Annotated in this window: 23 protein-coding genes; 19 read left to right on the top strand and 4 right to left on the bottom strand. The window is 69.8% G+C overall.

The features are described from left to right. The coding region (locus ACFYOY_RS19190) for a RecB family exonuclease (protein ID WP_388588370.1) at positions 1 to 931 on the bottom strand (931 nt) is incomplete at its 3' end. An 83-nt stretch (positions 932 to 1,014) separates the two neighbouring features. Here ACFYOY_RS19190 and ACFYOY_RS19195 point away from each other — a divergent pair. The 3 genes from ACFYOY_RS19195 to ACFYOY_RS19205 all read left to right on the top strand — a co-directional run bounded on the left by ACFYOY_RS19195 (position 1,015) and on the right by ACFYOY_RS19205 (position 3,995). After that, a complete protein-coding gene (locus ACFYOY_RS19195) occupies positions 1,015 to 2,265 on the top strand; it encodes a site-2 protease family protein (protein ID WP_351886348.1) in 1,251 nt (416 codons plus the stop codon). Between the two features lie 49 nt (positions 2,266 to 2,314). Then, positions 2,315 to 3,280 carry a tRNA (adenine-N1)-methyltransferase gene (locus ACFYOY_RS19200; RefSeq protein WP_014059516.1) on the top strand — a complete coding sequence of 322 codons (966 nt, stop codon included), beginning with the start codon at positions 2,315 to 2,317 and terminating at the stop codon, positions 3,278 to 3,280. Between the two features lie 85 nt (positions 3,281 to 3,365). After that, on the top strand, positions 3,366 to 3,995 hold the full coding sequence (locus ACFYOY_RS19205) for a hypothetical protein (protein ID WP_351885807.1): 630 nt from the start codon (positions 3,366 to 3,368) through the stop codon (positions 3,993 to 3,995). A gap of 18 nt (positions 3,996 to 4,013) precedes the next feature. Here the strand turns inward: ACFYOY_RS19205 and ACFYOY_RS19210 are convergent, their stop codons facing one another. After that, entirely contained in the window at positions 4,014 to 4,337 is a 324-nt protein-coding gene (locus ACFYOY_RS19210; protein ID WP_351885804.1) for a ferredoxin, read from the bottom strand. Between the two features lie 224 nt (positions 4,338 to 4,561). Between ACFYOY_RS19210 and arc the strand changes: the two genes are divergently transcribed. The 5 genes from arc to prcA all read left to right on the top strand — a co-directional run bounded on the left by arc (position 4,562) and on the right by prcA (position 10,235). Beyond that, the gene (gene arc, locus ACFYOY_RS19215; RefSeq protein WP_351885801.1) at positions 4,562 to 6,328 is read left to right on the top strand and encodes a proteasome ATPase; all 1,767 of its coding nucleotides are present in this window, start codon (positions 4,562 to 4,564) and stop codon (positions 6,326 to 6,328) included. Positions 6,329 to 6,587: 259 nt separating this feature from the next. After that, complete coding sequence (gene dop, locus ACFYOY_RS19220) at positions 6,588 to 8,099, top strand: depupylase/deamidase Dop (RefSeq protein WP_351885798.1); 1,512 nt, start codon at positions 6,588 to 6,590, stop codon at positions 8,097 to 8,099. Between the two features lie 135 nt (positions 8,100 to 8,234). Next, a complete protein-coding gene (locus ACFYOY_RS19225) occupies positions 8,235 to 8,453 on the top strand; it encodes a ubiquitin-like protein Pup (RefSeq protein ID WP_059148607.1) in 219 nt (72 codons plus the stop codon). Positions 8,454 to 8,562: 109 nt separating this feature from the next. After that, the gene (gene prcB / locus ACFYOY_RS19230) at positions 8,563 to 9,408 is read left to right on the top strand and encodes a proteasome subunit beta (protein WP_137965051.1); all 846 of its coding nucleotides are present in this window, start codon (positions 8,563 to 8,565) and stop codon (positions 9,406 to 9,408) included. 53 nt (positions 9,409 to 9,461) lie between these two features. After that, complete coding sequence (gene prcA, locus ACFYOY_RS19235) at positions 9,462 to 10,235, top strand: proteasome subunit alpha (protein WP_351885793.1); 774 nt, start codon at positions 9,462 to 9,464, stop codon at positions 10,233 to 10,235. A gap of 150 nt (positions 10,236 to 10,385) precedes the next feature. On the opposite strand, the gene ACFYOY_RS19240 is transcribed toward prcA, so the two are convergent. Next, positions 10,386 to 11,366, bottom strand: a complete 981-nt coding sequence (locus ACFYOY_RS19240) for a LacI family DNA-binding transcriptional regulator (protein ID WP_388588373.1) — start codon at positions 11,364 to 11,366, stop codon at positions 10,386 to 10,388. Between the two features lie 442 nt (positions 11,367 to 11,808). Between ACFYOY_RS19240 and ACFYOY_RS19245 the strand changes: the two genes are divergently transcribed. The 11 genes from ACFYOY_RS19245 to ACFYOY_RS19295 all read left to right on the top strand — a co-directional run bounded on the left by ACFYOY_RS19245 (position 11,809) and on the right by ACFYOY_RS19295 (position 23,106). Further along, positions 11,809 to 13,092 carry an MFS transporter gene (locus ACFYOY_RS19245; RefSeq protein WP_351885788.1) on the top strand — a complete coding sequence of 428 codons (1,284 nt, stop codon included), beginning with the start codon at positions 11,809 to 11,811 and terminating at the stop codon, positions 13,090 to 13,092. A gap of 9 nt (positions 13,093 to 13,101) precedes the next feature. After that, positions 13,102 to 14,463, top strand: coding sequence for a Pup--protein ligase (pafA, locus tag ACFYOY_RS19250; RefSeq protein ID WP_014059506.1), 1,362 nt, complete (start codon positions 13,102 to 13,104; stop codon positions 14,461 to 14,463). Positions 14,464 to 14,579: 116 nt separating this feature from the next. Continuing rightward, positions 14,580 to 15,575: an FKBP-type peptidyl-prolyl cis-trans isomerase gene (locus ACFYOY_RS19255; protein ID WP_351885785.1), complete on the top strand. Its 996-nt coding sequence runs from the start codon at positions 14,580 to 14,582 to the stop codon at positions 15,573 to 15,575. Positions 15,576 to 15,614: 39 nt separating this feature from the next. Next, positions 15,615 to 15,989, top strand: coding sequence for an FKBP-type peptidyl-prolyl cis-trans isomerase (locus tag ACFYOY_RS19260; protein WP_059148601.1), 375 nt, complete (start codon positions 15,615 to 15,617; stop codon positions 15,987 to 15,989). A gap of 115 nt (positions 15,990 to 16,104) precedes the next feature. Next, positions 16,105 to 17,070 (top strand): WYL domain-containing protein, encoded by a 966-nt coding sequence (locus ACFYOY_RS19265; protein ID WP_351885782.1) that lies wholly within the window; start codon positions 16,105 to 16,107, stop codon positions 17,068 to 17,070. 19 nt (positions 17,071 to 17,089) lie between these two features. Then, entirely contained in the window at positions 17,090 to 18,049 is a 960-nt protein-coding gene (locus ACFYOY_RS19270; protein ID WP_351885779.1) for a WYL domain-containing protein, read from the top strand. A gap of 13 nt (positions 18,050 to 18,062) precedes the next feature. Continuing rightward, entirely contained in the window at positions 18,063 to 18,305 is a 243-nt protein-coding gene (locus ACFYOY_RS19275; RefSeq protein WP_014059501.1) for a hypothetical protein, read from the top strand. A gap of 10 nt (positions 18,306 to 18,315) precedes the next feature. Beyond that, complete coding sequence (locus ACFYOY_RS19280) at positions 18,316 to 18,519, top strand: hypothetical protein (protein ID WP_351885776.1); 204 nt, start codon at positions 18,316 to 18,318, stop codon at positions 18,517 to 18,519. A 320-nt stretch (positions 18,520 to 18,839) separates the two neighbouring features. Continuing rightward, positions 18,840 to 19,130 (top strand): Sec-independent protein translocase subunit TatA, encoded by a 291-nt coding sequence (gene tatA, locus ACFYOY_RS19285; protein ID WP_351886345.1) that lies wholly within the window; start codon positions 18,840 to 18,842, stop codon positions 19,128 to 19,130. Between the two features lie 63 nt (positions 19,131 to 19,193). Beyond that, positions 19,194 to 20,156 (top strand): twin-arginine translocase subunit TatC, encoded by a 963-nt coding sequence (gene tatC / locus ACFYOY_RS19290; RefSeq protein WP_351885773.1) that lies wholly within the window; start codon positions 19,194 to 19,196, stop codon positions 20,154 to 20,156. Positions 20,157 to 20,283: 127 nt separating this feature from the next. Next, positions 20,284 to 23,106 (top strand): DEAD/DEAH box helicase, encoded by a 2,823-nt coding sequence (locus ACFYOY_RS19295; RefSeq protein ID WP_351885770.1) that lies wholly within the window; start codon positions 20,284 to 20,286, stop codon positions 23,104 to 23,106. A 39-nt stretch (positions 23,107 to 23,145) separates the two neighbouring features. Here the strand turns inward: ACFYOY_RS19295 and ACFYOY_RS19300 are convergent. Beyond that, the coding region (locus ACFYOY_RS19300; RefSeq protein WP_351885767.1) for an IPT/TIG domain-containing protein at positions 23,146 to 24,082 on the bottom strand (937 nt) is incomplete at its 5' end.

The raw sequence follows: 24,082 nt of genomic DNA on the forward strand, positions 1-24,082 counted from the left end.
CCTTCTGAGGGGGCACGACCGCCAGCGGATACGGCGGCGGCGTACCCCCGAACTCCGGACAGCGCGCCTGGTGGTCGCACCAGCCGCAGAGCCTGGTCTGGCGGGGGACAAACGAACCGGTCTCCGTGGCCAGCCGGATCGCCTCCCACAGGGCCAGCACCTTGCGCTCCACCGACCGCAGATCCCGCTCGTCCGGGTCGTAGGTCAGCACATCGCCGCTGCCCAGATAGACCAGCTGCAGCCGCCGCGGGATGACCCCGCGCAGCCGCCACAGCACCAGCGCGTAGAACTTCATCTGGAACAGGGCCTCGCCCGCGTACTGCGCCGCCGGAGCCTTGCCCGTCTTGTAGTCCACGATCCGCACATCACCCGTGGGAGCGATGTCGATCCGGTCGATGATTCCCCGCAGCCGCAGCCCGGACTCGAGCTCCGTCTCCACGAACAGCTCCCGCTCCGCGGGCTCCAGACGGGTCGGATCCTCCAGCGAGAACCACTGGTCCACCAGCGTCTGAGCCCCCGTCAGCCACTCGGCCAGCCGGTCCGGCGCCGGGGCGCCGTCCTCCTCCTGGAACAGCTCGGCAAGCTCGGGCTTGGCCGCCAGCAGCCGATCCCACTCGCCCGGCACCATCGCCCGGGCCCGCGGCGAGGTGCGCTCGGCGGCCGGGGCGTCGAAGAGCCGCTCCAGCACCGCGTGGACCACCGTGCCGCGGGTGGCCGCCGCGCTGGGCTTCTCCGGCAATTTGTCGATCACTCGGAAGCGGTACAGCAGCGGGCACCGCATGAAATCGGCCGCCCGTGACGGTGACAACGAGGCGGCTGGACCGGACTTCCGCGGGCCGTCCGACGGTTCGGCCTTCCCGGTGGTGGTTCCCGTGGTGGTTCCCATGGCGAAGACCCTACGACCCGCCACTGACAGCCGGACGCATACCATCGACGTCCGAGCCCCTCGCACTGCATGATCGTGGGGACCGTATCAAAAGAGGGGTGCGACCGAGCATCCGACGAGGGGACACCGTGGACAACAGCGGGCAGCGGCAGTCCGACAACGGGGAATCGGACCGCACGACCGAGCCCGAGGACGGCAAACAGCCGCGCCCACGCGAGGCGGGCGGCGGCATTCTCATGGGCCGCCCGTTCGGCGTGCCCGTGTACGTCTCGCCCAGCTGGTTCCTGGTCGCCGCCCTCATCACCTGGGTCTTCGGCGGTCAGCTCGACCGGGTGCTGCCCGAGCTCGGCGCCGCCCGCTATCTGGTCTCGCTCTTCTTCGCGGTGGCCTTCTACGCCTCGGTGCTGGTGCACGAGCTCGCCCACACCGTGGCCGCGCTCCGCTTCAAGCTGCCGGTGCGCCGGATCCAGCTCCAGTTCTTCGGCGGTGTCTCGGAGATCGAGAAGGAGACCGAGACCCCCGGCCGGGAGTTCGTGCTCGCCTTCGTCGGCCCGCTGCTCTCCCTGGTCCTCTCGGGCGTGTTCTACCTGGGCATGATGGTCGTGGAGCCCGGCACGGTGCCCGGGGTGCTGCTTGCCGGGCTGATGATCTCCAACCTGATCGTGGCCGCGTTCAACCTGCTGCCCGGCCTGCCGCTGGACGGCGGGCGGATGCTGCGCGCCGTCGTCTGGAAGATCAGCGGCAGGCCCATGACCGGCACCGTCGCCGCCGCCTGGAGCGGCCGCGCGCTCGCCGTCGCGGTGCTCGTCGGACTGCCGCTGCTCACCCAGGCGGGCGGGCTCGGCGAGGAGCCCGAGAGCTTCGGCAGCGTCGACTCGCTCACCGACGCGCTGCTGGCCGCCATACTCGCCGCGATCATCTGGACCGGCGCGGGCAACAGCCTGCGCATGGCCCGGCTGCGGGAGCGGCTGCCGGACCTGCGCGCCCGTACGCTCACCCGGCGCGCCGTCCCCGTGGCGGCCGACACCCCGCTCTCCGAGGCGCTGCGCCGCGCGAACGAGGCCGGGGCCCGCGCCCTGGTCGTGGTGGACGGCCACGGCACCCCGACCGCCGTGGTGCGCGAGGCCGCCATCGTGGGCATCCCCGAGCACCGCCGCCCCTGGGTCGCGGTCAGCGGTCTCGCCCAGGATCTCAAGGACGGTATGCGGGTCTCCGCCGAGCTCACCGGCGAGGAGCTGCTGGACACCCTGCGGGTCACCCCCGCCACCGAGTACCTGGTGGTGGAGGAGAGCGGCGAGATCTACGGGGTGCTCTCCACGGCGGATGTCGAGCGCGCCTTCGTGGCGGCCATGGCCAGGACGCCCGCGGGTCCCTCCTGAGGCCCCCGGTGTGGTCCGGGCAGGGTGAAGTGCCCGGTAGGCTGTTCACATGTCCGAACCGACCGGTGCCGCCCGCCGTCGCGGGCCCTTCCAGGTCGGGGACCAGGTCCAGCTCACCGACCCCAAGGGACGCCACTACACCTTCACGCTCGAGGCCGGGAAGAACTTCCACACCCACAAGGGATCCTTCCCCCATGACGAGCTGATCGGTGCCCCTGAGGGAACCGTCGTGCGTACCACGGGAAACGTCGCGTATCTCGCGCTGCGCCCCCTGCTCCCCGACTATGTCCTGTCCATGCCACGCGGTGCCGCCGTGGTCTACCCCAAGGACGCGGGGCAGATCCTGGCGATGGCCGACATCTTCCCCGGCGCACGTGTCGTCGAGGCGGGCGTCGGCTCCGGATCGCTCTCCATGTTTCTGCTGCGGGCCATCGGCGACCAGGGCATGCTGCACTCCTACGAGCGCCGGGCCGACTTCGCCGAGATCGCCGCCCAGAACGTCGAGCGCTACTTCGGCGCCCCGCACCCCGCCTGGCGGCTGACCGTCGGCGACCTCCAGGACAACCTCAGCGACACCGAGGTCGACCGCGTGATCCTGGACATGCTCGCCCCCTGGGAGTGCCTGGAGCCGGTGTCCAAGGCGCTCGTCCCCGGCGGCATCCTGTGCGCGTACGTCGCCACCACCACCCAGCTCGCCCGCACCGTGGAGTGCATCCGCGAGCACGGCACCTTCAACGAGCCGTCGGCCTGGGAAACCATGGTGCGCACCTGGCACGTCGAGGGCCTGGCCGTACGGCCCGACCACCGCATGATCGGCCACACCGGCTTCCTGCTCACCGCCCGCCGGCTCGCGGACGGTGTGGAGCCCCCGATGCGCCGCCGCAGGCCCGCCAAGGGCGCCTACGGCGAGGACTACGTGGGCTGGGGCACCGCGAAGGACACCGGCGCCGCGGACGCCTCTGGAGGCGGTCGGAGCGCTTCCGGCGGTCAGGACACCCCGTCCGGCGACGCCTGACGGACACCGGCGCCACAACGGCTCGGCGCGGCCACCGAATTCCCCGTGTGCGGGCGGTGGCCGCGCCCCTGTGAGATGTGGCACGATGCGGGGCATCTCCCGCCTCAGCCCTTACATGGAGTCATCCCGCGTGCAGCCTCTGGGCCCGGATCTCGCGCACACCCATCCCCGTCCGGTGCACTGGGTCGCGACCGCGGCCGCCGTGGCCGCCGTCATCGCCGGGGGGTCGTTCTTCCAGCCCTCAGACGCGAAGGCCACCACGTCCGCCGCCGCCTCCGCCCCGCGTGCCGGGGGGCTTCCGGCGGCCAAGGCCCCCGATCCCCGCGCCGCGGACTATCCGATGAACTGCGGACGGGCCAAGCCCGACGTCATCGACCGGGCCTCGGCGGACCTGGACGGCGACGGGCGGCCGGAGACCGCCGTCGTGGTGCGCTGCCGGACGGCGTTCGGCACCCCGCCCAGTGGTGTGTATGTGCTCTCCCAGCCGGCCCGTGCGGGCGCCGCGCCCCGCGTGGTGGCCACGTTCGTGGACCCGAAGGAAGGGATGAGCGTCAGCGATTTCGCGGTGGACGGAAAGACGGTTTCGGCCACCTTGCTGGGATACTCGTCGGCCAAGGTGCCGCGGTGCTGTCCGGATCAGCAGCGCAAGGTCAACTGGCGGTGGCGGGACGGCAGGTTCGTCCTGAAGGCGCTGCCGGTTCCGGGGAGTGTGTGAGCGGTTGCTCGCGGAGTGTCACTCCGCGTCGGGGCCGTAGACCTCGACCCGGTCCGTGACGCGGCGTACATGGATGCAGTCGCCGGGGCACTCCTTGGCCGAATCCTTGACCTCGGTGAGCAGGGTCAGGGGGACCGGAGTGGTGGCACCCTTCTCTTGTAGCAGCTCATCGTCGATGCTCTTGACGTAGGCTAGACCGTCGATGTCGAGTTCGAAGACCTCGGGAGCGTACTGGGCGCAGATCCCGTCGCCGGTGCACAGGTCCTGGTCAATCCACACTTCAAGATCGCCGAGCTCCTCGTTCCGCACGGTGTGCCCCCTGCTGTTCCTTCGATACGCCATTCAACAGTGTCTAAATATCGCCAGCCCTGACGGGTGTTGACCGTGTCGACGATACAACCGGTCGCTTTCCGATGTTGTTGGGTGGGTATTCGGCTGGTGTGAGGGAGTGCGCAAGGGTGAAGATCGGACACACGCCGACCGGGTTTGTGATCTAGGGGTTTCAACCCGCACCGGCCCAGGTAGGGTCAGGAAGCGTCCAGCTCCCCTTGGAGGAGGTGAGGACCGTGGCAGCCCACGACGACGACATCAACCGCGGCATCCGGCCGGGGCGGGGGTCTGACGACCCTGCCGGCCAGGTTGCCTATCTCGAGCAGGAAATCGCCGTCCTGCGCCGCAAGCTCGCCGACTCTCCGCGTCATACGAGGATTCTCGAAGAGCGGATCGTCGAGCTGCAGACCAATCTGGCGGGAGTCTCCGCACAGAACGAGCGGCTCGCGAACACACTCCGTGAGGCCCGCGACCAGATCGTGGCCCTCAAGGAGGAGGTCGACCGGCTTGCCCAGCCGCCGGCCGGTTTCGGAGCCTTTCTGCAGGCGAACGAGGACGGTACGGCCGACATCTTTACCGGGGGCCGTAAGCTCCGGGTGAATGTCAGCCCAAGCGTCGAGCTCGACGACCTCAAGCGTGGCCAGGAGGTCATGCTCAACGAGGCGCTCAATGTGGTCGAGGCCATGGAGTTCGAGCGCGCCGGGGACATCGTCACTCTCAAGGAGATCCTTGAGGACGGCGAGCGCGCCCTGGTGATCGGGCACACCGACGAGGAGCGGGTGGTGCGGCTGGCAGAGCCGCTGCTGCACACCACCATCCGTCCCGGTGACGCCCTGCTGCTCGAGTCCCGGTCCGGCTATGTCTACGAGGTCGTTCCGAAGAGCGAGGTCGAGGAGCTCGTCCTCGAAGAGGTTCCGGACATCGACTACACCAAGATCGGCGGTCTGGGAAACCAGATCGAGCTGATCCGCGACGCGGTCGAGCTCCCCTACCTCTACCCCGACCTCTTCAAGGAGCACGAACTGCGGCCGCCCAAGGGTGTGCTGCTGTACGGCCCGCCCGGCTGCGGCAAGACGCTGATCGCCAAGGCCGTGGCCAACTCCCTTGCCAAGAAGGTCGCCGAGGTGACCGGCAAGCCCGCGGGGAAGAGCTTCTTCCTCAACATCAAGGGTCCCGAGCTGCTCAACAAGTACGTCGGTGAGACGGAGCGGCACATCCGGCTGGTCTTCCAGCGGGCTCGGGAGAAGGCCAGCGAGGGCACGCCCGTCATCGTCTTCTTCGACGAGATGGACTCCCTCTTCCGCACCCGTGGCTCCGGGGTCAGCTCGGACGTGGAGAACACCATCGTCCCCCAGCTGCTCTCCGAGATCGACGGCGTGGAGGGCCTGGAGAACGTGATCGTGATCGGTGCCTCCAACCGCGAGGACATGATCGACCCGGCGATCCTGCGCCCCGGCCGCCTCGATGTGAAGATCAAGATCGAGCGTCCGGACGCCGAGGCCGCCAAGGACATCTTCTCGAAGTACCTCACCGAGTCCCTGCCGATCCACACGGACGATCTCACCGAGCACGGCCAGTCGCCCAAGGCCGCGATCGGCGGGATGATCCAGTCGGTGGTCGAGCAGATGTACACCGAGTCCGAGGAGAACCGCTTCCTGGAGGTCACCTACGCCAATGGCGACAAGGAAGTCCTCTACTTCAAGGACTTCAACTCCGGCGCCATGATCCAGAACATTGTGGACCGGGCCAAGAAGATGGCGATCAAGGACTTCCTGGACCACAACCAGAAGGGCCTTCGCGTCTCCCATCTGCTCGCCGCCTGCGTGGACGAGTTCAAGGAGAACGAGGACCTGCCCAACACCACGAACCCGGACGACTGGGCCCGGATCTCCGGCAAGAAGGGCGAGCGGATCGTCTACATCCGCACCCTGGTCACCGGAAAGCAGGGCGCGGACACCGGACGCTCCATCGACACGGTGGCGAACACCGGTCAGTACCTGTAACACCGCAGTCCGGCTGCGGATGTCCTGGACGGGGCATCCGCAGCCGGATGCGCTTTTCGGACCGCATTCTTCGTATGAGTCCTACGAGCCCGACCGGAGCAATGACTGAAATGATCTCCGCAGCACCGCTTGGCCGTTCTAGGCTCTTCGGTACCGCAGTATCGCGGCACGGGGGATCGAGGGCCGTATATGGACCGGGAGCGCAGCGGTACTTGAGCGCCGACCTCAGCCGGGGGCGGCGCCGGGCAAGGAGGGCCGCATGACCGTACGGCGCGTAATGGGAATCGAGACGGAGTACGGGATCTCCGTCCCCGGGCACCCGAACGCCAATGCCATGCTCACCTCATCCCAGGTCGTCAACGCCTACGCGGCGGCGATGCACCGGGCGCGTCGTGCCCGCTGGGACTTCGAGGAGGAGAACCCGCTGCGGGACGCCCGCGGCTTCGACCTCGCGCGCGAATCCGCCGACTCCAGCCAGCTCACGGACGAGGACATCGGCCTGGCCAATGTGATCCTCACCAACGGTGCGCGGCTCTATGTGGACCACGCCCACCCCGAGTACTCCGCGCCCGAGGTCACCAACCCCCGGGACGCGGTGCTCTGGGACAAGGCGGGCGAGCGCATCATGGCCGAGGCCGCGCTCCGCGCCGCCGAGCTGCCCGGCGGACAGCCGATCCACCTCTACAAGAACAACACCGACAACAAGGGCGCCTCCTACGGCACGCATGAGAACTACCTGATGAAGCGGGAGACCGCCTTCTCGGACATCGTGCGCCACCTGACGCCCTTCTTCGTCTCCCGCCAGGTCGTCACCGGCGCCGGCCGCGTCGGCATCGGCCAGGACGGCCATGAGCATGGCTTCCAGATCAGCCAGCGGGCCGACTACTTCGAGGTCGAGGTCGGCCTGGAGACCACGCTCAAGCGCCCGATCATCAACACCCGCGACGAGCCGCACGCCGACGCCGAGAAGTACCGCCGGCTCCACGTGATCATCGGGGACGCCAATCTCTCCGAGCTCTCGACCTACCTCAAGCTGGGCACCACCGCCCTGGTGCTGTCGATGATCGAGGACGGTTTCATCGCCGTGGACCTCGCGGTGGACCAGCCGGTGCGCACCCTGCACCAGGTCTCGCACGATCCGACGCTGCGCCGTCTGATCACGCTGCGCAGCGGTCGCACGCTGACCGCGGTGCAGCTCCAGATGGAGTACTTCGAGCTCGCCCGCAAATACGTCGAGGACCGCTATGGCGCGGATGCCGACGAGCAGACCCGGGACGTCCTGACCCGCTGGGAGGACGTGCTGAACCGGCTGGAGCGCGATCCCATGAGCCTGTCCGGCGAGCTGGACTGGATCGCCAAGCGGGAGCTGCTGGAGGGCTACCGCCGCCGCGACACCCTGGAGTGGGACGCGGCCCGGCTTCACCTGGTGGACCTGCAGTACGCCGACGTACGCCCCGACAAGGGCCTGTACAACCGGCTGGCGGCCCGCGGCAAGATGAAGCGGCTGCTGGACGACCAGGAGGTCGCCCGCGCCCAGAACAAGCCCCCGGAGGACACCCGCGCCTACTTCCGCGGCCGCTGCCTGGAGCAGTACGCGGACGACGTCGCCGCGGCCTCCTGGGACTCGGTGATCTTCGATCTGCCGGGTCGTGACTCTCTGCAACGGGTCCCCACGCTGGAGCCGCTGCGCGGCACCCGCAACCACGTCAAGGAGTTGCTGGACCGCTGCCGCACGGCCGAGGACCTGGTCCGGGTGCTGTCCGGCGGCTGAAATGCCCTTGAGCCGGGAATCATCGAGGTGGCCTCCGTACGTTGTAGCGAGTGGGAGGCCGATGTCGGACCCGGCTTGTAGGGTCTGATCTTGAGACCGATCGAATCAGCGGGCGAACCGAGCGGGGTGAGGGATATGGCGACCAAGGACACCGGCGGCGGTCAGCAGAAGGCGTCGCGCTCGACCGAAGAGGTCGAGGAGCAGGCGCAGGACGCGCAGGCCGCGGAGGATCTGAAGGAGCGGCAGGAGAAGCTCTCCGACGACGTCGACTCCGTGCTGGACGAGATCGACGACGTGCTCGAGGAGAACGCGGAGGACTTCGTGAGGTCGTTCGTCCAGAAGGGCGGGCAGTAAAGCGCGTCTTCTCCGTCCTGCGTCCCCGCGAAGGGGGCGCAGGACGGATGACTTCCATGGCCAGGGGTATGGTCCGTGCAGTATTTCAAGATCTGGTGGAAGGAAACGTGTGGAAGCCAACACTCGTAGCACAGGGCGTCTGCCGGCTGCCTTCCTGACGCCCGGCTCCTCGTCGTTCATGGACTTCCTGGGCGAGCACTCGCCCGAGCTGCTTCCGGGGAACCGTCCGCTGCCCCCGGTACAGGGCGCCATCGAGGCCCCCCATGGCACCACCATCGTGGCGGTGAGCTTCCCCGGCGGCGTGGTGCTCGCCGGTGACCGCCGCGCCACCATGGGCAATGTCATCGCGCAGCGTGACATCGAGAAGGTCTTCCCCGCCGACGAGTATTCAGCCGTCGGGATCGCGGGGACCGCCGGTATCGCCGTGGAGATGGTCAAGCTCTTCCAGCTCGAGCTGGAGCACTTCGAGAAGGTCGAGGGCACCGTTCTCTCGCTCGAAGGCAAGGCGAACAGGCTGTCGACCATGATCCGCGGCAACCTCGGCATGGCGATGCAGGGCCTTGCCGTGGTCCCGCTCTTCGCGGGGTGGGACGTCGACCGGGAGAAGGGCCGCATTTTCTCCTACGACGTGACCGGAGGGCGTTCGGAGGAGCGCGGTTTCGCCGCCACCGGCTCGGGCTCGATGTTCGCCCGGGGCGCGCTCAAAAAGCTCTATCGCCAGGACCTGACCGAGGAGCAGGCCGCCACCGCCGTGCTCCAGGCGCTCTATGACGCCGCCGACGACGATTCGGCGACCGGCGGGCCGGATCTCGCCCGCCGCATTTACCCGATCATCACCTCCATCACCGAGGACGGTTTCAAGAGGTTCGGCGAGGACGAGGTTTCCGAGCTCGCCCGTGCCATCCATGAACGGCGCCTCGAAGAGCCGGACGGCCCCCGCGCCGCCCTTCTCTGAGAGGACGGTCCAGCCGGAATGCATTCGCCATTGACAGAAGGGACGGACAGCCGGTGACGACGCCGTTCTATGTTTCTCCTCAGCAGGCCATGGCCGACCGCGCCGAATACGCCCGTAAGGGCATCGCACGCGGCCGCAGCGTGGTCGTGCTGCAGTACGCCGACGGCATCGTCTTCGTTGCGGAGAACCCGTCCCGCGCGCTGCACAAGGTCAGCGAGATCTATGACCGGATCGCCTTCGCGGCGGTCGGTAAGTACAACGAATTCGAGAATCTGCGCATCGGCGGTGTCCGTTACGCCGATCTGCGTGGCTATACCTATGACCGTGAGGATGTCACGGCCCGCGGGCTGGCGAATGTCTACGCCCAGACCCTGGGCACGATCTTCTCCAGTGCCGCCGAGAAGCCGTACGAGGTCGAGCTGATCGTCGCCGAGGTCGGGGAGGGCCCCGAGGACGACCAGATCTACCGCCTCCCGCACGACGGCTCCATCGTGGACGAGCACGGCTCGGTCGCCGTCGGTGGCAATGCCGACCAGATCAGCAGCTATCTCGACCAGCGCCACCGGGACGGCATGACCCTCGCCGAGGCTCTCAAGCTGGCCGTCGACTCGCTCTCCCGCGACAACAACGGCGGGGAGCGCAGCCTCACCGCCGAGCAGCTCGAGGTTGCGGTCCTGGACCGCAACCGCCCCCAGAAGCGCAAGTTCAAGCGCGTCCTGGGCGGTCAGCTCTCCCGGCTCCTGGAGTCGGGAGAGGGCGCCGCGGACTCGGAGGAGTCGTCCGACTCCGAAGGGGCCGAGGAGTCCACCTCGGAGTCCGAGGACTGACCCGGCCGCTGCCGTTCGTTTCTCCGTCGCCGCCGCCCCGGGCCCACCCGGGGCGGCGGCGACGTCGTGTAGGGCCGCACGGGGCGGGTCGAGGAGCCCACACGGCCCCCGGGCCCCGTGCAACGACCGCAGTGGTGGCCCCGAGGCCGGTCAGGACCGTGGGGGAGGGGCCGTGGAGCCCCGGGGGATCAGCTCGACGGGCAGCACGGTGTCCCGGGGCGTCTCGCCGTCCATGAGCGTCATCAGGGCCCGCATACCGGCCGCGCCCACCGCCTCCGCCGGGAGCCGCACCGTGGTCAGCTCCGGTTCCACCGCCGTGGCCAGGGCCAGGTCGTCGAAGCCGGTCACCGAGATGTCGTCCGGGATCCGCAGGCCCAGCCGCCGGGCCGCCTTGCAGGCCCCCGCGGCCAGGATGTCGTCGTCGCAGACGAGCGCGGTCGGCCGGGGCCCGGGGCGGGCCAGGACGCGCTCGGCGGCGCGGCGGCCCTCCTCGACGGTCAGCCCCGCCGGCTCGGTGCCCAACGCGGTGCCCGGGACCTCGTCCATCGCCTCCGCCAGGGCCCGGGCGCGGACCTGGAAGGTCCAGGAGTCCACCGCCGCCGCGAGATGGGCCACCCGGCGGTGCCCGAGCCCCAGCAGATGCCCCGCCGCCTGCCGCGCCCCGTCCGCGATGTCGAGGTTGACGGTGGCCGCCGCGGCCGCGTCGTCCGGATCGCTGTCGAGCATCACCAGTGGCAGCCCGCCGCCGCGCACCGCGGCCAGCGCGTCGGCCGCCATGGAGGAGGCGATGACCCCGTCGAGCGAGGCGCGCGCCGAGTCGAACGGGTCCCGGGCCGGGCCCACGCCCTCGGGGGACGGATAGAGCACCACCCCGAAGCCGTGGTCGGCGGCGACCCGCTCGGCGCCGGTGTAGACGCGGGCGAAGAACTCGGTCGTCAGGGCGGGCACCACCAGGAGCACGGTCCTGGTGCGGCCCAGGCGGAGGCTGCGGGCCGCGAGGTTCGGGCGGTAGCCGAGATCGCGGGCGGCGGCCCGCACGGCCTCCACGGTGCGCTCGGAGACCCGTCCGGGCCACTTCTCGCCGAGCACCAGGGACACGGTCGCCTGGGACACGCCCGCCAGGCGCGCCACATCCCGGCTCGTCGCCCGTCCCGCGACCGGCCGCCCCGCGGCCGCCGCGCCACCTGGGCCGGCGGCCGCCGCGTCCCCCTGGCGAGCGGCTGCCGTGCCCTCGCTCGGGCCCTTGCGCCGCGCGGACTCACCCGTCCGGCCGGTTCCCCGGGAACCTTTCCCGGCGGCCCCGTCCGCCGCGTGGGCGCGGTCCGCGCTCGCCACCATCGCCTCCGCTCCCTCCGCCGCCGTGCGTCCCGCCGCCGGCTGCTCATTTCGGTCCGCGAGTGGACCCGCGGTGGCGGCCATGGTACGTATGACGCTGGCAGTTATACGTACAACGTCACACACGACCCGCGCCGCACCCGCGACGCGCTCGTGACAACCCACAGGAATCCGCAGGACCTGAAACAGGACCTGAAGTAGGGCCTGAAGCAGGAACTGGCAAGGAAGGGGCAGGCAAATGGCGGCTGGCTACGGGGAACTGCTGCGCACCCCGCACGCGGCACGGCTGCTCATCGGCACGCTGTTGGGACGGCTTCCGAACGCCACCGCCGCCCTCGCCGTGCTGCTCTTCGCCCGCGCCGAGGGCGGCAGCTACGCCCTCGCCGGGGGGCTGTCGGCCGTCTACGGCGTGGCCAACGCGGTGGGCCAGCCGCTGCTGGGCCGGGCCGTGGACCGCTTCGGCCAGCCCTGGGTGATGCTCCCCGCCGCCGTGACCTCCGCGCTCGGGATGGTCCTGTTCGCCGTCGTCGGGCTCGATCCGCTGCCCGTGGCGTACGCCGCGATGCTGATCGCCGGCCTGTTCACGCCGCCGCTTGAGGGCGGGCTGCGGGCGCTGTGGCCCTCGGTGCTGCGGCGCGAGGACCAGGTGCACGCGGCGTACGCGCTGGACGCCGTGGCCCAGGAGGTGATGTTCGCCGTCGGCCCGCTGCTGGTCACCCTGAGCGTGGCCGTGTGGTCCGAGGCGGCCGCGCTGCTGGTCATCAACGCCATCGGGGTCGCGGGCGCGCTCTGGGTCGTCGTCTCGCGGCCGTCCCGGCAGTGGCGCTCGGCGCCGCGCGAGGCGCACTGGCTGGGCGCGCTGCGCTCGCCGGGGCTGGTGGTGCTGCTCGGGTCGTTCTTCTTCATCGGGCTCGCCCTCGGCGCGATCGCGGTGGCCGCGGTGGCCTACGCCGACGAGTACGGCGGCGGCGTGGTCTCCAGCGCGCTGCTCTCCGCCCTCGGCGTGGGCGCGCTGGTCGGTGGCATCGTCTACGGCGGCCGCACCTGGCCCGGCGCGCCCGAACGGCGGCTGCGACTGCTCGTGGCCGCACTGGCGCTCGGCTATCTGCCGCTCATGCTGGTGCCGGGCGTCGTCATGATGACCGTCCTCGCCGGGGTGGCGGGGGTGTTCCTGGCCCCGGCCCTGGCCTGCGCGTTCGTCGTTGTGGACCGCCACGCGCCCACCGGCACGGTCACCGAGGCGTTCTCCTGGCTGGTGACCACGTTCGTGGTGGGCAACGCGGTCGGCACCGCCGTGGCGGGGCCCGCCGTCCAGCTCGGCGGAGTGGCCCCCGGATTCGCGGTGCCCGCGGCCGGTGGAGTGGCCGCGCTGGCGGTGCTGCTGGCCGCCCAGCGGTTCCTCCTGGACCGGCCACGCCCCGTCGTCCGGCCGACCGTTCACCCAACACCGGATGAACCCTGTGCGGAAAATGATCGCAACCGTGCCGTCGAACCCGGTTTCAGAGCACGCCATCAGGCGTAATGTTCAGGCATGGACCGCCGCATTTTCGGGCTGGAGAACGAGTACGGCGTCACGTGCACATTCAGGGGACAGCGCCGGTTGTCTCCTGACGAAGTGGCGCGCTACCTCTTCCGCCGTGTCGTCTCCTGGGGCCGCAGCAGCAATGTCTTCCTGCGCAACGGCGCCCGCCTCTATCTCGACGTGGGCTCGCACCCGGAATACGCAACCCCCGAGTGTGACAACGTGACCGAGCTGGTCACCCACGACAAGGCAGGCGAGCGCATTCTCGAGGGTCTGCTCGTCGACGCGGAGCGTCGTCTGCACGAGGAGGGAATCGCGGGCGACGTCTATCTCTTCAAGAACAACACCGACTCCGCGGGCAACTCCTACGGCTGCCACGAGAACTATCTGGTGGCACGGCACGGCGAGTTCTCCCGGCTCGCCGACATTCTCATCCCGTTCCTGGTGACGCGGCAGCTGCTGTGCGGTGCGGGCAAGGTGCTCCAGACCCCGCGTGGCGCGGTCTACTGCGTCAGCCAGCGCGCCGAGCACATCTGGGAGGGCGTCAGCTCCGCGACGACCCGCTCCCGGCCGATCATCAACACCCGCGACGAACCCCACGCCGACGCCGAGCGCTACCGCCGGCTGCATGTCATCGTGGGCGACTCCAACATGTCCGAGACCACCATGCTGCTCAAGGTCGGCGCCACCGATCTGGTGCTCCGCATGATCGAGGCGGGCACCGTGATGCGTGACCTGACCCTGGAGAACCCCATCCGGGCGATCCGCGAGGTCAGCCATGACATCACCGGGCAGCGCAAGGTGCGGCTCGCCAGCGGGCGCGAGGCGTCCGCCCTGGAAGTGCAGCAGGAGTACTACGAGAAGGCCGTGGACTTCTGCGAGCGCCGTGGCATCCGCACCGGCATGGTCGAGCGCGTCCTCGAGCTGTGGGGCCGCACCCTGGACGCGATCCGCACCGAGGAGCTCGACCGGATCGGCACCGAAATCGACTGGGTGATGAAGTACAAGCTCATCGAGCGGTACCGAGCCAAGAACAACATCACCATGTCCCATCCGCGGATCGCCCAGATAGACCTCGCCTACCACGACATCCACCGCCGCCGCGGCCTCTACTACCTGCTGGAGAAGCGTGGTCAGGCGGCCCGGGTCTGCAACGACTTGAAAATCTTCGAGGGCAAGTCGGTGCCACCGCAGACCACCCGCGCCCGGCTGCGCGGCGACTTCATCCGCCGGGCCCAGGAGCAGCGCCGCGATTTCACCGTCGACTGGGTACATCTGAAGCTCAACGACCAGGCACAGCGCACCGTGCTGTGCAAGGACCCGTTCCGTTCGGTCGACGACCGGGTGGAGAAACTCATCGCCGGTATGTGATGACCGGCGTACGGCTTACCTTGCCCTCGGGCCCCGTGCGTTCTCCGGACGGGGCCCGAGTCACGTCGTAGAGTGGCGCGCATTGGCCATCGCAAGATCTACCTAACGAGGACTCCGTGCGCCGACGCTCCGTACTCCTTGCCGTGCCCGCGGGCCTGCTGACCCTCGCGGGCTGTGGTGACGACAAATCAGGGTCCGACAAGACCAAGCCGTCACAGGAGCCGACGAACCAGAGTCCCTCACCGGCCCCCAGCGGCAAGATCGTCTCCGGACCGGTGCCGCCCATTACCGCCGGTAAGAAGTTCGGTGAGAAGCCGAAGGTCGCCAAGGGCACGGGTAAGCCGCCGCACGATCTCGCGGTCAAGACGATCAGCCAGGGGGACGGCAGGAAGACGGTCAAGGGGGATTGGGTCCAGATCAACTACCTGGCGCAGATCTGGGACACCGGTAAGACCATCGACAACACCTTCGACAAGAAGAAGACCGCCGCCTTCCCGATCGGCAAGGGCCAGGTCCTCCCGGGCTGGGACCAGGGACTGCTGGGCCGGAACCTCGGCAGCCGGCTGGAGCTGGCCGTCCCGCCCGCCTACGCCTATGGCAAGCAGGGCCAGCCGCAGGCCGGTATCAAGGGGACCGACACGCTGGTCTTCGTGATCGACCTCGTGGGTGCCTTCAACGCCAAGAGCTCGGCCAAGGGCAGCAAGGTGGAGCAGACCGACGCCGACCTGCCCAAGGTGTCCGCCAACACCGACGGCAAGGCGCCCACCATCACCCTCCCCAAGAAGGCCGCGCCGAAGAAGCTGGTCTCCGAATACGTCATCGAGGGCGATGGCCAGGAGGTCAAGAAGACCGACGCGCTGCTCGTCCAGTACAAGGGCGTGCTGTGGGACGGCGGCAAGGAGTTCGACTCCACCTACAAGCGCGGTGAGCTCGCCCAGTTCTCGCTGCAGCAGGTCGTCAAGGGCTGGTCGCAGGGGCTCACCGGCAAGAAGGTCGGCAGCCGGGTGCTGGTCGTCGTGCCCCCGGACCTGGGCTACGGCAAGGCGGCCCAGAAGGGCATCCCCGCCAACTCCACGCTGGTGTTCTCCGTGGACATCCTGACCGTTCTGTAACCTGTGCGGGTTGCCCACAACGTCACAAGGAGCAATTTCGTGAGCATCGAGAAGCCCGAGGTCGACTTCCCGGGCGGCGAGCCGCCGGCCGAGCTGGAGATCAAGGACATCTGGGAGGGCGACGGGCCCACGGCCAAGGCCGGCGACAACATCGCCGTGCACTATGTGGGCGTCTCCTTCAGTACGGGTGAGGAGTTCGACGCGAGCTACAACCGCGGCACCCCGCTGCGGATCCAGCTCGGCGTCGGCCAGGTCATCACCGGCTGGGACCAGGGCCTCCAGGGGATGAAGGTCGGCGGCCGCCGGCAGCTCATCGTCCCGCCGCACCTCGGTTACGGGGACCGGGGCGCCGGCGGTGGCCGGATCAAGCCGGGCGAGACGCTGATCTTCGTCTGCGATCTGGTCTCCGTCTGAGACCGGCGGTCCGTCGCGCCGAGGGCTCCTGCCAGTGGGCAGGGGCCCTCGGCTTTTGCCGCGCGTCCCGGTAGCGGTACGGTCACGTGCGTAAGGTCACGAAGAAAGGGCGTCGATGGCGATTGCCAAGGCCGAGCGGCTGATGAATCTGGCCCTGTGCCTGCTGGGAACGCGGCGTCCGCTGACCAAACGGGAGTTGCGGGGCTCCATAGAGGCGTACCTCCAGACCGACGCGGCGAACGACGATGCGTTCAACCGCATGTTCGAACGCGACAAGGACGATCTGCGCGAACTCGGCCTGATCATCGAGACGGTGGAGGGCCTCGAAGGCGAGATCGGCTATCTCGCCCGCCGGGACAGCAACCGCCTCCCGCCGATCACCCTCGACGCCGAGGAGGCCGCCGCCCTGGGCCTGGCCGCCAAGGTCTGGCAGCAGGCCCGGCTCGCGGGCGCCGCCAGCGGCGCGCTGCAGAAGCTGCGCGCCGCCGGGATGCCGGTCGCCGAGGATCCGTACGACACGCCGGGGCACAGCGCGCTGGAGCCGCGGATCCCGGTCCACGAGGCCGCCTTCGAGCCGCTGATGCTCGCCTGCCGCGACCGCCGCCCCGTTCTCTTCGACTACCGCAAGTCGAACGCCGCGCGCCCCGAGCAGCGGCAGGTCGAGCCCTGGACCCTGGAGTCCTGGCGCGGCCACTGGTATCTCGCCGGATGGGACCGCGAGCGCGCCGCCGAGCGGGTCTTCCGGCTCTCCCGGATCACCGGCCGGGTCCGGCTGCGGTCCGACGCGTTCACCGCCGAGGTGCCCGACCACGTCACCGTCCGGGAGACCGTGGAGACCTGGGCGGGCGAGACCGCCACCGGCACCGCCCGGATCAGGCTGCGCTCGGGCCACGGCTATCCGCTGCGGGCGAAGGCGCTGTCCACCCGGCCGGCCGACGACGGCTGGGACGAGCTGGAGATTCCCTACGGGCACGGCCTGGACGCCTGGCTCGTGGAGTTCGGCCCGGACGTGGTCGTACTGGGACCCGACGAACTGCGGGCGGATGTCGTGGACCGGCTACGCGCGGTCGCCAAGGGCTGAGGGGACGGATCACTTCATCATGGCCGGAAACGCCATTGACCAGACCCGGCGGATGCTCTCCCTGGTGACATATCTGCGCGAGCGCCCCGGCGCCCGCGTCGCCGATGTCGCCCGGGCCTTCGGCATCAGCGAGGACGAGCTGATCGCCGACCTCGATGTGCTGCCGCTGTGCGGCACCAGCTTCCGCGGCGGCGATCTGCTGGACATCGACACCGACGGGGAGCGGATCTGGTGGCACAACCCCGATGATGTCGCCGAGCCGCTGCGGCTGGCGGCCGACGAGGCCACCGCACTGCTGGTCGCGGCCCGCGCCGTCGCCACCCTCCCCGGGCTGCGCGAGGGCGACCGGGAGGCGCTGCTGCGGGCCACCGCCAAGCTGGAGGCCGCGGCGGGCGAGGTGGCGGGCGCCAGCTCCCGGCTCTCGGTGATCTTCGAATCGGAGGGCGGCGTCTTCGCCGACGTCGACCGTGCCATCTCCGAGCGCCGCAGGCTGTGGCTGCGCTACTACTCGCCGGCCCGCGACGAGATCACCGAGCGCGAGGTCGACCCGATCCGGCTCTTCGCCGTCGGTCGCACCTACATGGAGGCGTGGTGCCGCCTCTCCGAGGCGCGGCGGACCTTCCGGCTCGACCGGGTCGTCGAGATCAAGCTGCTCGACGAGGCGTCCGATCCGCCGCCCATCGAGCTGCGCGATCTGTCGGAGCTGTCCTCCGCGCTGGTGCAGACCGGCGCCGAGGACCCCGAGGTGGTCGTCGAGGTCGGCCCCGGCGGGCGCTGGGTCGCCGAGTACTACCCGCACGACAGCGCGGAGGAGCTGCCCGACGGCGGCCTCCGGATCACCCTGCGCGCACCCGACCCCGGCTCGCTGCGGCGCCTGGCGCTGCGGCTGGGCAGGGACGGCCGGATCGTCTCGCCACAGGGTCTCGCGGACAGTGCCCGGGACGCGGCGCGGCAGGCGCTCGCGGCGTACGGTGAGTGAAGGGACGCATACAGTGACCGCACGGGGGAGTGCCGCTTCGGTTGTCTTCAAGGCAGCCTGTCCGGAGTGCCGGGGCCGCTTCGAGCTGGCCGCGGGCGCGCTGCGGCTGGCGATCGGGGCCAGCGACCGCACCACCTTCTACTCCTTCACCTGCCCCGACTGCGGAACCATGGTGCGCAAACCGGCGGGGGAGCGGATCGTGGAGCTGCTCACCGGTGGCGGGGTGCGCACACTGCGGCTGCACTCCACCGTCTAGGCTCTGGCGCATGCTCTGGCCGATGCTCGCCCTCGCCCTCGCCTTCTGCGGAATCGCCGTTCTCGCCGTGCTCTCGGTGCGGGTCTACACGGAGGTCCGCAGGCTGGCCCGGCAGGTGTCGGACAGCTCGCAGCGGATCACCCGGGCCGCCGAGGACCTGGAGCGGGCCTCTGCTCCGCTGGGATCAACGGTGGACGCTCTGCGTCGCGAGTGAGAGCCGCTCTGCGTCGCGAGTGAGAGCCGCTCTGCGTCGCGAGTGAGAGCCGCTCTGCGCCGGGAGTCAGAGCCCGCTGCGTGCCAGGAAGTGGAGGCCGAGGCTGATGGGCGCTCTGCTGTGCCACAGCCAAGCGGGGTACGCTGAGATTTCGCGGCCCTGGTAGCGAGGCGGAGGGTCGCAACCCGGAGTCCGCACGGGGATTGCTTCCGGTTTACCCCTGCGCGCTACGATCGCTGACAGCACGGCTGCCGGACACCTGTCCGACCGGTCGGGCAGCCCCACCCCCAGCCGCCTCGGTGAGAAGGAAGACGCTTATGCTGTTCGGAAAGATCGGCGTTCCCGAGATTCTCCTCATCCTTGTCGTCGTGCTGCTGCTGTTCGGTGCCAAGAAGCTTCCGGACATGGCCCGCTCTCTGGGCAAGTCGGCCCGGATCCTCAAGAGCGAGGCGAAGGCCATGAAGTCGGATGGTCAGCAGCAGCAGACCGCGCCGACCGACCCGCCCCAGCCCGGCCAGGACGAGTCCACCCACCGTACGATCCAGGCCGCGCCCGGTGACGTGACCAGCTCGCGCCCGGTGTCGGAGCCGAGCGACACCACCAAGCGCTGACCCAGGGCCACTTGAAGGCGGCAGTGGAAGGCCGCCACCGGACGCACGAGATGAGGACGTGGGTTGCTCAAGTCTGCCCGCAAGAAGGAGAAGGACCCCGAGGGGCGGATGCCCCTGGCTGAGCACCTGCGTGAGCTGCGCAACCGGTTGCTCAAGTCGGTCCTGGCGATCTGCGTGGTCACGATCGTCGCGATGTTCTTCTACATGGACATCGCCAAATTCCTGATGCAGCCGGTGCTGGACGCCGTCGGCTGTGGCGGGGTCTCGCTGTCCGATCTCTCCGGCAAGGGGAGCAAGGGGCACGACTGCGCCTACTTCACCGTGAACGGTCTGCTGTCGCCGTTCACGATCATGCTGAAGGTCTCCTTCACGACCGGGCTGGTGGTCGCCACCCCGATCTGGCTCTACCAGCTCTGGGCCTTCCTCGCACCCGGGCTGCACCGCAACGAGAAGAAGTACGGCCTGTTCTTCGTCGGGCTCGGCGTACCGCTCTTCGTCGCCGGCGCGTACTTCGCGTACATGATCCTTCCGACCAGCGCCAAGGTCCTTATCGGCTTTACCCCGGAGGGCGCCAACAACCTCCTGCCGCTGGACGACTTCCTCGATCTGCTCGCCCGGATGATCGTCGTCTTCGGGCTCGCCTTCGAGCTTCCGCTGCTGCTGATCCTGCTGAACTTCACCGGCGTCCTCACCGGACGCCGGATGCTCGGCTGGTGGCGCGCCATGATCATGGGCATCACGGTCTTCGGCGCCATCGCCACCCCCAGCACCGACCCGATCGGCATGTTCGCCCTGGCCGGGCCGGTCGTCGTGCTCTACTTCGGCGCCGTCGGCGTCTCCCTGGCCAACGACCGGCGCAGGGCGCGCCGCCGGGCCGCCGACCCGGACTTCGGCCTGAGCGACGACGAGGCGTCCGCGCTGGATCTGACCCCCGAGGCCGTCGCCGCGCCCAGTGCCAGGCCGGAGCTCACCGACGGGGACGACTCCGGCACCGCCCGGCGCAACGGCTACGACGACGTCACCTAGCCGTCCGTAACCGGTCCCGGCACGGGCGGGGCGGCCGTCCACGGCCCCGTCCCGGCCCGCGGGCCGAACAAAGCCCCGATAAAGATCGCGTGCGCTGTCGGAGGTGGCCGGTAGGCTCGTAGATACGATGACCGACGAGCTATCTCCCGCCGAGCGCTATGCGGCGTCCCGCACCCGGGCCGCCGAGCAGGCCACCGCGCTGGCCCCCTTCCGCGAGATGTACGACTTCGAGCTGGACCCCTTCCAGATCGAGGCGTGCAAGGCCCTGGAGTCCGGCAAGGGCGTGCTGGTCGCCGCCCCCACCGGCTCGGGCAAGACCATCGTGGGCGAGTTCGCCGTCCACCTGGCGCTGACCCAGGGCCGCAAGTGCTTCTACACCACGCCCATCAAGGCGCTGTCCAACCAGAAGTACACCGACCTGGTGAAGCGCTACGGCGCCGACAAGGTCGGCCTCCTCACCGGGGACAACAGCGTCAATTCCGATGCCCCGGTGGTCGTGATGACCACCGAGGTGCTGCGGAACATGCTCTATGCCGGCTCCCAGTCGCTGCTCGGCCTCGGCCATGTGGTGATGGACGAGGTCCACTATCTCTCCGACCGGTTCCGCGGCGCCGTCTGGGAGGAAGTCATCATCCACCTCCCGGAGTCGGTGACGCTGGTGTCACTCTCCGCGACCGTCTCCAATGCCGAGGAGTTCGGCGACTGGCTCGACACCGTCCGCGGTGACACCGAGGTCATCGTCTCCGAGCACCGCCCCGTGCCGCTGTGGCAGCACGTCCTGGCCGGGCGCCGGATGTACGACCTGTTCGAGGAGAAGAGCGGCCGGGACGGCGACCAGAGCGGGCGCCGCGAGGTCAACCCGGACCTCGTCCGGCTGGCCCGGATGGAGAGCAGCCGCCCCACCTTCGGCCGCGACAAGCGCCGCGGCCGCAATATGCGCGAGGCCGACCGGGAGCGCGAGCGCCGTCAGCGCAGCCGGATCTGGACCCCCGGCCGGGCCGAGGTGATCGACCGGCTCGACTCCGAGGGGCTGCTCCCCGCCATCACCTTCATCTTCAGCCGGGCCGGCTGCCAGGCCGCCGTCCAGCAGTGTCTCCACGCGGGGCTGCGGCTCAACGACGAGGCGGCTCGCGCCCGGGTGCGGGCCCTCGTCGAGGAGCGCACCGCCGGGATTCCCGACGAAGACCTCCATGTGCTGGGGTACTTCGAATGGCTGGAGGGCCTGGAGCGGGGCATCGCGGCCCACCACGCCGGAATGCTCCCCACCTTCAAGGAAGTTGTCGAGGAGCTCTTCGTCCGCGGCCTGGTCAAGGCCGTCTTCGCCACCGAGACCCTCGCGCTCGGCATCAACATGCCCGCCCGCTCGGTGGTGCTGGAGAAGCTCGTCAAGTGGAACGGCGAGCAGCACGCGGACATCACCCCCGGCGAGTACACCCAGTTGACCGGCCGGGCCGGGCGGCGCGGTATCGATGTCGAGGGCCATGCGGTGGTGCTGTGGCAGCGCACCATGGACCCCGCGGCGCTCGCCGGACTGGCCGGCACCCGGACGTATCCGCTGCGCTCCTCCTTCAAACCGTCGTACAACATGGCGGTCAACCTCGTCTCCCAGTTCGGGCGGCACCGCTCGCGCGAGCTGCTGGAGACCTCCTTCGCGCAGTTCCAGGCCGACAAGGCGGTCGTCGGCATCTCCCGTCAGGTGCAGCGCAACGAGGAGGGGCTGGAGGGCTATCGCGCCTCCATGACCTGCCATCTCGGCGACTTCGACGAGTACGCACGGCTGCGCCGCGAGCTCAAGGACCGCGAGACCGAGCTGGCCAAGCAGGGCGCGGCCCAGCGGCGTGCGGCCGCCGCGGGCGCCCTGGAGAAGCTCCGCCCCGGCGATGTCATCCATGTGCCCACCGGCAAGTTCGCCGGGCTCGCGCTGGTGCTGGACCCCGGGCTGCCCGCCGGGCGGGTGGGCGGCCACCGCGGCATGGAGTACCACGACGGGCCGCGGCCCCTGGTGCTCACCGCCGAGCGGCAGGTCAAGCGGCTGGCGTCGATCGACTTCCCGGTCCCGGTCGAGCCGCTGGACCGGATGCGGATCCCCAAGTCCTTCAATCCGCGCAGCCCCCAGTCCCGCCGCGATCTGGCGTCCGCGCTGCGCACCAAGGCCGGCCACCACGATGTGGGGCGCCGCCGCAAGGAGCGCTCGGCCGCCGCAGACGACACCGAGATCGCCCGGCTGCGCGCGGCCATCCGCGCCCACCCCTGCCACGGCTGCAGCGACCGTGAGGACCACGCCCGCTGGGGCGAGCGCTACCAGCGGCTGCTGCGCGACACCCGGCAGCTGGAGCGGCGTATCGAGGGCCGTACGAACACCATCGCCCGCACCTTCGACCGGATCTGCTCCCTGCTGAGCGAGCTCGGCTATCTGCGCGGCGACGAGGTCACGGACGTGGGGAAGCGGCTGGCACGGCTGTACGGCGAGCTGGACCTGCTGGCCAGCGAATGCCTGCGCGAGGGCGTCTGGGAGGGGCTGCCCCCGGCCGAGCTCGCGGCCTGCGCCTCCGCGCTCGTCTACGAGGCGCGGACGGCTGATGACGCGCTGCCGCCCAAACTGCCCCCGGGCCGGGCCAAGGACGCGCTCGGCGAGATGGTCCGCATATGGGGGCGGCTGGACGCCCTCGAGGAGGAGCACAAGATCAATCAGGCGGAGGGCGTCGGCCAGCGCGAGCCGGACCTGGGCTTCGCCTGGGCCGCCTACCGCTGGGCGTCCGGTCACGGGCTCGACGAGGTGCTGCGGGAAATCGACATGCCGGCTGGTGACTTCGTGCGCTGGACCAAGCAACTGATCGATGTGCTCGGCCAGATCGCCGCGGCGGCCCCGGAGGGCTCGGTGGCGCGGAGCGCCCGCCGCGCGGTCGACGGGCTGCTGCGCGGGGTCGTGGCGTACTCCTCGGTCGGCTGAACCTGTCGTCGGCTGAGCCTGTCACTCACTTGGGCGGGCTCAGGCCGGGTCGTAGGTGAAGGGGAGGGTGTTGCTGTTGCCCGCGGGGGTGTGGAGCTGGACATTGACCGTTCCGGCCGCGTGGGTCGGCGTCGTCGCCACGACCAGGGTGTCCGAGAGCACGCTGAAGGAGGCCGGGGTTCCGCCGAAGGTTACGGAGTCGGTGTACGTGAGGTTGGAGCCGTTGATCGTGACGGAGTCGCCGCCCAACTCCGAGCCCTGGTTCGGGACGAGCGTATTGATGACCGGAGCGCCGAGGTAGGTGTAGTACGGGTTCCCGGGGCCCAAAGTGCTGGTGCCGCCCGGTGTGGTCACGGTGACCACGACCGTGCCGGTTCCGGGGGGAGCGGTCACCGTCAGCTGATTGTCGGAGATCACCGTGAGGCCGGTGGCGAGGTTGGGGCCGAAGTGGACAGCGCTGGCCAGGGCCAGGTTGCTGCCGGTGATGGTGACGGAGTTACCGCCGGCGTCCGAACCGAACTGTGGGCTCACACCGATGACGACCGGGGCGGCGACGTAGACGTACGGCAGCGGATTGCTGGTGCCCCCCGGCGTGGTGACGGTCACATTGACCACGGACGGTGGCCCCGCCGGTGCGGTGGCGGTGATTTGGGTGGGGGTGTTGGTGAGGATGGTTGCGGGGGTGGCGCCGAAGAGGACTTGGGTGGCGCTGGTGAGGTTGGTGCCGGTGATGGTGACGGTGTTGCCGCCGGAGGTGGGTCCTGAGGTGGGGTTGAGGGTGGTGATGGTGGGTGCGGGGGTTGTGGCGTAGGTGTAGGTGAGGGGGTTGCTGGTGCCGCCTGGGGTGGTGACGGTGACGTTGGTGGTGCCGGTGCCTGCGGGTGCGGTGGCGGTGATTTGGGTGGGGGTGTTGGTGAGGATGGTTGCGGGGGTGGCGCCGAAGAGGACTTGGGTGGCGCTGGTGAGGTTGGTGCCG

It is taken from the genome of Streptomyces sp. NPDC007875 (genome assembly GCF_042868035.1).
In the GTDB taxonomy this organism is placed as follows: domain Bacteria; phylum Actinomycetota; class Actinomycetes; order Streptomycetales; family Streptomycetaceae; genus Streptomyces; species Streptomyces antimycoticus.

Bases quoted from the DNA above. Each gene is read 5' to 3' on its own strand.
- ACFYOY_RS19205 (WP_351885807.1), top strand. From the start codon at position 3,366: ATGCGGGGCATCTCCCGCCTCAGCCCTTACATGGAGTCATCCCGCGTG.
- pafA (WP_014059506.1), top strand. From the start codon at position 13,102: ATGGACCGCCGCATTTTCGGGCTGGAGAACGAGTACGGCGTCACGTGC.
- ACFYOY_RS19210 (WP_351885804.1), bottom strand. From the start codon at position 4,337: ATGGCGTATCGAAGGAACAGCAGGGGGCACACCGTGCGGAACGAGGAG.
- ACFYOY_RS19295 (WP_351885770.1), top strand. From the start codon at position 20,284: ATGACCGACGAGCTATCTCCCGCCGAGCGCTATGCGGCGTCCCGCACC.
- ACFYOY_RS19280 (WP_351885776.1), top strand. From the start codon at position 18,316: ATGCTCTGGCCGATGCTCGCCCTCGCCCTCGCCTTCTGCGGAATCGCC.
- dop (WP_351885798.1), top strand. From the start codon at position 6,588: ATGACCGTACGGCGCGTAATGGGAATCGAGACGGAGTACGGGATCTCC.
- ACFYOY_RS19245 (WP_351885788.1), top strand. From the start codon at position 11,809: ATGGCGGCTGGCTACGGGGAACTGCTGCGCACCCCGCACGCGGCACGG.
- ACFYOY_RS19270 (WP_351885779.1), top strand. From the start codon at position 17,090: ATGGCCGGAAACGCCATTGACCAGACCCGGCGGATGCTCTCCCTGGTG.
- ACFYOY_RS19225 (WP_059148607.1), top strand. From the start codon at position 8,235: ATGGCGACCAAGGACACCGGCGGCGGTCAGCAGAAGGCGTCGCGCTCG.
- ACFYOY_RS19265 (WP_351885782.1), top strand. From the start codon at position 16,105: ATGGCGATTGCCAAGGCCGAGCGGCTGATGAATCTGGCCCTGTGCCTG.
- ACFYOY_RS19200 (WP_014059516.1), top strand. From the start codon at position 2,315: ATGTCCGAACCGACCGGTGCCGCCCGCCGTCGCGGGCCCTTCCAGGTC.